Source organism: Fundidesulfovibrio sp. (assembly GCF_058402725.1).
Genome location: NZ_JBZVFJ010000199.1, coordinates 1 through 4,951 on the forward strand (window position 1 = coordinate 1; position 4,951 = coordinate 4,951).

4 protein-coding genes are annotated in these 4,951 nt (G+C 66.7%); 1 reads left to right on the forward strand and 3 read right to left on the reverse strand.

Going from position 1 to position 4,951, the window contains the following annotated elements; genetic code table 11:
* Both ACV4UX_RS17235 and xerD read right to left on the reverse strand, forming a co-directional pair.
* Positions 1-1,686, reverse strand: a 1,686-nt coding sequence (locus ACV4UX_RS17235; protein ID WP_491594515.1) for a CBS domain-containing protein, incomplete at its 3' end; no start/stop codon positions are given.
* Positions 1,683-2,636, reverse strand: coding sequence for a site-specific tyrosine recombinase XerD (gene xerD / locus ACV4UX_RS17240; protein ID WP_491594516.1), 954 nt, complete (start codon positions 2,634-2,636; stop codon positions 1,683-1,685). The genes ACV4UX_RS17235 and xerD, both read right to left, overlap by 4 nt.
* Before the next feature lie 80 nt (positions 2,637-2,716).
* Between xerD and ACV4UX_RS17245 the strand changes: the two genes are divergently transcribed.
* Entirely contained in the window at positions 2,717-3,889 is a 1,173-nt protein-coding gene (locus ACV4UX_RS17245; RefSeq protein WP_491594517.1) for an LL-diaminopimelate aminotransferase, read from the forward strand.
* A 101-nt stretch (positions 3,890-3,990) separates the two neighbouring features.
* Here ACV4UX_RS17245 and ACV4UX_RS17250 read toward each other — a convergent pair whose 3' ends face one another.
* Positions 3,991-4,461: a hypothetical protein gene (locus tag ACV4UX_RS17250; RefSeq protein WP_491594518.1), complete on the reverse strand. Its 471-nt coding sequence runs from the start codon at positions 4,459-4,461 to the stop codon at positions 3,991-3,993.
* Positions 4,462-4,951 lie beyond the last annotated feature (490 nt).

Here is a 4,951-nt window from a genome sequence, read left to right on the forward strand (position 1 = left end):
TTCGTAGTATTCCAGGCGCGCGGTGGCCACGTCCACGCGGTTTCCGTCGTGCAGGAGCACGGCGGCGGTCTGGAACTTGCGGTGGCTCTTCACGCGCCCGCCCAGCTCCCGGGCCAGGGCCTCGGCGAAGAGAATGCCGTCGCCCTCCACCACCAGGTCCAGGTCCAGGTTGGGCCTGCCCAGGATGAGGTCGCGCACGAAGCCGCCCACCACGTAGGCCTCGTACCCCATGGATTGCGCCAGGCTCCCCGCGCGTTTGAGCAGGGCCAGCAGGCCTTTGGGCAGGCGGTCGCGCAGGTGTCCGGCCATGCTGCGCTCGCCGCGCCTGCCCGCGCCCACGGTCTCGGGGATGCGCGCGGGCTCGCGCACGAGCACGTTGATCAGGTCCGTGCGCGTCACCACGCCGGACACCTTGCCGTTCTCCACCACGGGGACCAGGCGCTGGCGCTGGTTCAGGATGATCTCGGTGATGCGGTAGAGCTCCGTGGCGGGCGCGACGCACAACGCGCCGTGCACCATGTACTCCCCGGCCTGGGAGCCGCCCAGGCCGTGCTTGACGGCCTTGTCCACGATGTCGTGCTCCAGGATGCCCACGCATTGCCCGTCCCCGGCGTCCAGCACGGGCACGGCCTTGAGGCCGTAGTGGGTCATCACCTCGTCGGCCTGGGCCAGGGTCTGGTCTTCGCGCACGGTCTTGGCCGGGGCGCTCATGAGCGAGGCGGCCAGGATCTGGGGGTTCACCTGGGAGTAGAGCAGCCCGAAGAGGTCTTCCCGGGCCTGGGTGAGGGTCCTGTCCTTGAGGGAGGCCGAGGCGGCGTAGGCGTGGCCGCCGCCGCCCAGGGAGGCGCAGATGCGGCCCACGTCCACGTCGGCGGTGCGCGAGCGGGCCACCAGGTGCACGCGGTCCTTCATGAGGGCCAGGGCGAAGAGCACCCGGATGTTCTGCATGTCCATGAGCTTGTGGGCCAGCAGGGCGAAGTCGCCCACGTAGTTGTCCATGGCGGTCTGGGCCACCACCACCTCCACGCCGTTGATGTCGTAGGTGGCGGCCGACTCGATGAGCGCGCTCATGATGGTGATCTGCTCGGCCGAAAGTTCGCGCGTGAGCAGCTCCGAAAGGGTGGCCATGTCCATGCCCTGGGACTTGAGCCACGCCCCGGCCTGGAAGTCCTCCTCCACGGTGGAGGTGAAGGTGAAGGAACCCGTGTCCTCGTAGATGCCCAGGGCCAGGAAGGTGGCCTCGTCGGGGGTGAGAACGAGCCCCCTGTCCCGGATCAGGTGCGTGAGGATGGTGGTGGTGGAGCCCCAGGGCTTGACCACGCTCACCTGCCCGGGGATGTCCTCCTCGGTGTCGGGGTGGTGGTCGTAGAGGTGCACCGCCACGCCCGGACGCTCCAAAAGCAGGGCCACGTGGGAGACGCGCGAGCGCTGGCGCGTGTCCACGAGCACCAGGGTGCGCACGGAGTCGGGGTCGATGTCCTTGATGGTCTTGAAATTGAAGAGGTAGGTGGCGCTCTGGATGAAGAAGTTGCGCAGGTTCTTCTCCTGGCTGCCGGGGAAGATGAGCGTGGCGTCCGGGTAGAGCTTGCTGGCGGCGATCATGGCGGCCAGGGCGTCGAAGTCTGCGTTGATGTGGGCGGTTACGACCGTGGGAGCGGACAAGCCCTTGGCAGGCTTGGGGATCATGAATCCTTCCTTGAAGTCTTTGGCGTCCTGGCTGGGGCTTGGGAGCGGGGATGGTGGCTTCTGTGCACCCCCATCAGGCGCTCGGCCTGCACGTGGGTGTAGATTTCGGTGGCGGAGATGTCGGCGTGGCCCAGGAGCAGCTGCACGGTGCGCAGGTCGGCCCCGCCCTCCAGGAGGTGGGTGGCGAAGGAGTGGCGCAGGCTGTGGGGGGAGATCTCCTTGCGGATGCCCGCCTCCAGGGCGTAGCGCTTGATGAGCTTCCACACGGCCTGGCGAGTGAGCCCCTTGCCGGAGCGGTTGAGGAAGAGCACGTCCTGAACCGGGCGGAAGGCCTGGCGCACGGTCTGGAGGTAGCGGGCGAGCAGATCCTGGGCCAGGGCGTGGATGGGGGCCAGGCGCTCTTTGGAGCCCTTGCCGAAGACGCGCAGCACGCCGGTCTGGGAGTCGAAGTCCAGGGGCGTGAGGCTCACCAGCTCCGAGACGCGCAGCCCCGCCGCGTAGAGAAGCTCCAGCATGGCCCTGTCGCGGAAGCCCAGGGGCGTGGAGAGGTCCGGGCGGGAGAGCAGGGCGTCCATCTCCTCGCGCGTGAGCACGTCGGGCAGGGTGCGCGGCAGCTTGGGCGTCTCGATGAGCGCCGCCGGGCTGGCCTCCAGCCATCCCTCGGCCACGGCGTGGGCGTAGAAGCCGCGCATGCTGGAGAGCATGCGCGCCAGGGAACGGCTGGTGAGCCCCTTCTGGCGCAAAAACATCAGATAGAGGAAGATGGTCTGGTCGGTGGCCGTCTCCACGGAGGAGGCGCGCACCTCCAGGAACTCGTGGTACTGGAGCATGTCCTGGGAATAGGCCGCGAGGCTGTTCTCGGAGAGCCCCTTCACCACCAGGAGGTGTTCGAGCCAGGCGTCCACCCACGGGTGGGGCGCGCCGCGCTGCTGTTTGGTTTTGGTTGACACCGCAGGTTGCCTCTTTTTATGACCGGGGCGCGTTTTATCCCATTTCTCGCGCCCGCGCGCAACCGCCCAAGGAGCGTACCATGCCTCAGTTCGCCATGGCCGACCGTCTGGCCGCCCTTCCTCCATATCTCTTCGCCGAAATCGACCGCGTCAAGAACGAGGTCAAGGCCCGCGGCGTGGACATCATCAGCCTGGGCATCGGCGATCCCGACATGCCCACCCCGGATTTCATCATCGAGGCCCTGCACGCGGGGGCCAAGAAGGCCGAGAACCACCAGTACCCCTCCTACGTGGGCCTGCGCAGCTTCCGCGCCGCCGTCTCCAAGTGGTACCAGGGGCGCTTCGGCGTGGACCTGGACCCCGACAACGAGGTGGTGAGCCTCATCGGCTCCAAGGAGGGCATCGCCCACTTCCCCCTGGCCTATGTGAACCCGGGCGACTTGGTGCTGGTGTGCACCCCCAACTACCCCGTGTACAACGTGGCCACGGGCTTCGCGGGCGGCGTCACCAGGTTCCTGCCGCTCACCGACGCCAACAATTTCCTGCCCGACCTGGACGCCGTTTCCGAGGCCGAATGGGCCAAGGCGAAGATGATCTTCACCAACTTCCCCAACAACCCCACCTCGGCCTGCGCCCCCAAGAGCTTCTACGAGAAGCTGGTGAAGAAGTGCCGCGAGACCAACACCATCCTGGTGGCCGACGCGGCCTACACCGAGATGTACTACAACGAGGCCGCCAAGCCCATCTCCGTGTTCGAGATCCCCGGGGCCAAGGACGTGGCCATCGAGTTCCACTCCCTCTCCAAGACCTACAACATGACCGGCTGGCGCATCGGCATGGCCGTGGGCAACGAGGGCTTGGTGAAGGGCCTGGGCAAGATCAAGGAGAACGTGGACTCGGGCATCTTCCAGGCCGTGCAGGAGGCGGGCATCGCCGCGCTGGAGCAGGGCGACCCCTACGCCGAGAAGTTCCGCGCCGTGTACAAGGAGCGCCGCGACACCCTGGCCGCGGGCCTCAAGAAGCTGGGCATCGAGTTCCGCCTGCCCGAGGCCACCTTCTACTTCTGGTGCAAGGTTCCCAAGGGGCAGGACTCCAAGGGCTTCGTGACCAAGGTGCTCCAGGAGACGGGCGTGGTGCTCACCCCCGGCAACGGCTTCGGCTCCCCCGAGGCGGGCGAGGGCTACTTCCGCATCGCCATGACCGTGGGCAAGGAGAAGATCGAGGAAGCCCTGTCGCGGCTGGCGAAGATCTAGCGCAGGGCAAGGCGACGCTCCGCCGCACGGCGGACGCGCGCGAACGCATGAGGAAAGCCCCGGAGCGGCACGGCCGCTCCGGGGCTTTTTCGATGGCTCATTCATTTCTTCAGGGCGGCCTGGAAGTCTGTTTTCCAGAGCCCGGCGGTGCGCTGATACTGGTCGTTCTCGACCCTCATCAGATTCTCCCGCGCCTTCTTGACCGCCTCCAACGCTTTGTCGTCGGGCAGACTGGCCAGAGCCTGTTCCTTGAGTTCCCAGACGATGGCCAGGCACTGGAGCCGCCCCTCTTCCCGTATGCGGAACAGTTGGGAGAGGTTCCCTTGCGTCACCACCGCGTGAATGAGGGTGGACACAAGCGGCAGTGAAATGAGCGCGGCCCGCCAGAATGGCGAGAGGTGGCCGCCCTCGGCAAGGGCCGGGATGAGCGCTGCGGCGAAGCCGATGATCAGCAGGGCACTTTGCAGGGCGATATAAAGCGTGCGGAATTGTTTGTGGGATTTGTCGTACCACCGCACGTAGTCCTGGTCGATTTCCTTGGCGAGGGCATCGAGAACCTGCTTGGAATCCATGGGGCCTCCCGGGTCGAGGTGGGTTTGTGCCGTTCGTCCTGCGACATTGCGATGACGACCGCATAGGCTCTGGTTCGGATTCCGGCAAGGGAAAGCAGGCGGCGGATGGAGACAATGCAGGGGCGTCCCCTCCGCCGGGAAGAACGGCGGACGAAGCGAGGGCGCACCCGTAAGGAGCGGTCGGGACGCGACCCTGCGACGTCAGGGGCGCAGCGGGTGACCGCAACGGATACGCAGCATGGATGAGCTTCGCCATCCTATGGGATTCTGTCGGATCGGGGCCGCCCCGGCCTTCCGGGGCGGGCATTCCGACGCAACGTCGCGAAGGCGGTCTCAGTGCAGGATCACGCCGATCTTGTTTATGCCCTCGCGCACGGCCACCACGCTCCAGTTGCGGCCGCAGCATTTGGCGTACTGGTAGAGCGCGCCGAAGTCGTCGCGGGGGTTGAAGTCGTCGAAGACCACGACCGTCCCCTTCTTGATGAGGGGG

Excerpts from the sequence above, each read along its gene's own strand:
- ACV4UX_RS17245 (WP_491594517.1), top strand. The coding sequence starts at position 2,717 with ATGCCTCAGTTCGCCATGGCCGACCGTCTGGCCGCCCTTCCTCCATAT.
- ACV4UX_RS17250 (WP_491594518.1), bottom strand. The coding sequence starts at position 4,461 with ATGGATTCCAAGCAGGTTCTCGATGCCCTCGCCAAGGAAATCGACCAG.